The 1820-nt window shown below is 70.7% G+C and carries 1 protein-coding gene; it reads left to right on the forward strand.

What is annotated here, in order from left to right; all coding sequences use genetic code 11:
* Positions 1 to 1626: quinoprotein dehydrogenase-associated putative ABC transporter substrate-binding protein (locus D183_RS0117800; protein ID WP_026144608.1), on the forward strand; the 1626-nt coding region annotated here is incomplete at its 5' end.
* Positions 1627 to 1820: the final 194 nt, after the last annotated feature.

The following is a 1820-nucleotide window of genomic DNA, read 5'->3' on the forward strand; positions in this document are numbered from 1 at the left end:
TGTACGCGCGAGCCGTCGTCCGCGACGGCTCGCGCTCCTGCTGCCCCGCCCGCCGTTGCGGCACCGGCATCCGCCGCGCCCGCCACGACGCTGCCGGCCGATGCGCCGGTGCTGCGGGTCTGTGCCGATCCCGGCAACATGCCGTTGTCCGATCGTGCAGGCGAGGGCTTCCAGAACAAGATCGCCCAGGTGGTGGCCGCGGAGATGGGCCGGCGCCTGGAGTACGAGTGGCGCAGCTACTACCAGCGCGGCCTGGCGCGCAGCACGATCAACGCCGGGCGCTGCGACGTGCTGATGGACATGAACAGCGATTTCGAAATGGGCCTGCCCACGCGCCCGCTGTATCGCTCCACCTACGTGCTGGTCACCCGCAAGGGCCTGGACCTGCACCCGGCGTCGCTGGACGATCCGGCACTGAAGAAGCTAAAGGTCGGTGTGTTCCAGAGTTCGCCGGCGCGGCAGGCGCTGTTCGACCATGGCGTGCAGGGCGAGGTGCAGTACCTGTTCTACGATTCGGCGAGTGCGCCGCAGGAACATCCCGGCAAGCTCGCCGAGCAGGTCGCCGCCGGCAAGCTCGATGCCGCCGAATCCTGGGGGCCGGTGGCTGGCTACTACGCCGCGCGCGGCGGTCTGGGCGTGGTGCCGCTGAACGTCATCGACAACGAGGTGCTGGAGTATTCGATGGCGTGGGCGGTGTCGCGCAAGAACGCGGCACTGCGCGATGCGCTGAACGCGGCGATGCAGCGCAGCGCCGGCAAGATCGGCGCGATCCTGCGCGAGTATCACGTGCCGCTGGTGGACTGCGCCGATTGCATCGTCGCCGGCGATCTGCGCTCGCACGGCTCCTACGCGGTGCCCGACGACCAGGACGATACGCCGAGCGCGCAGGCCTCGTCGGACATGCTGGCGCAATTGCAGTTGCGCATCGCCGGCGGTGCCGATCCCAACGAGGAACTGGCGCATGCGCTGGACGCCGGCGATGGCGTGCGCGTGGCCTGGCTGCTGCGGCATGGCGCCAGCGCCGACAAGCCCAACCTGCTCGGCGAGCCGCCGCTGCAGCAGGCGATCCGCAACCAGGCGCCGCTGCTGGTCGGCGAGCTGCTGGCCGCCGGCGCCAAGGTCGAAAACCGCGACAGCAATGGCTGGACGCCGTTGATGAAGGCGGCCTGGTCCAACGACGGCAAGAGCGCCGCGCAATTGCTGGCGCATGGCGCCAAGGTCGAGGCGGTGTCCGCCGACGGCTGGACGCCGCTGGACCTGGCCATCTCATACGCCGACGCCGACCTGGTACAGGCATTGCTCACCGCGGGTGCCAGCGTGCGCCGTGCCAACCCGGCCGGCTTCACCCCGGTGATGTTCGCGGTGGCGCGCAACGACCCGAAGATCCTCGATCTGCTGCTCAAGCGCGGTGCCGAAGCCGACCGTGCCAACCGCGCCGGCGTCACGCCGTTGATGCTGGCCGCCGCTGCGGGGCGCGAGGACAGCGCGCGGCGCCTGCTCGCCGCCGGCGCCAGCGCCGATGCGCGCGACGCCGACGGCAAGACCCCGGCGGCGCTGGCCCAGCAACGCGGCAATGCCGAACTCGCCCACCTGCTGACGGAGGCCCAGCACCGACGCACGCAATGACCGCTTTCCGCCGTTCCGTACACGCCGCTCGCGCGGCCTGCTCCTCCCATCGTGCACTCCGCAAAGGTTCTGCTCCCATGCGCTCTGCTTCCGTCCGTCGTCGTGCCGTCTCCGTGCTGTTGCCCGTGTCCCTGTTCGCCTCGCTCCTGTTGCTGGCCGCCTGCGGCAAGCAGGAGACGCCCGCCGCGCCAGCG

It is taken from the genome of Xanthomonas sp. SHU 199 (assembly GCF_000364665.1).
In the GTDB taxonomy this organism is placed as follows: domain Bacteria; phylum Pseudomonadota; class Gammaproteobacteria; order Xanthomonadales; family Xanthomonadaceae; genus Xanthomonas_A; species Xanthomonas_A sontii.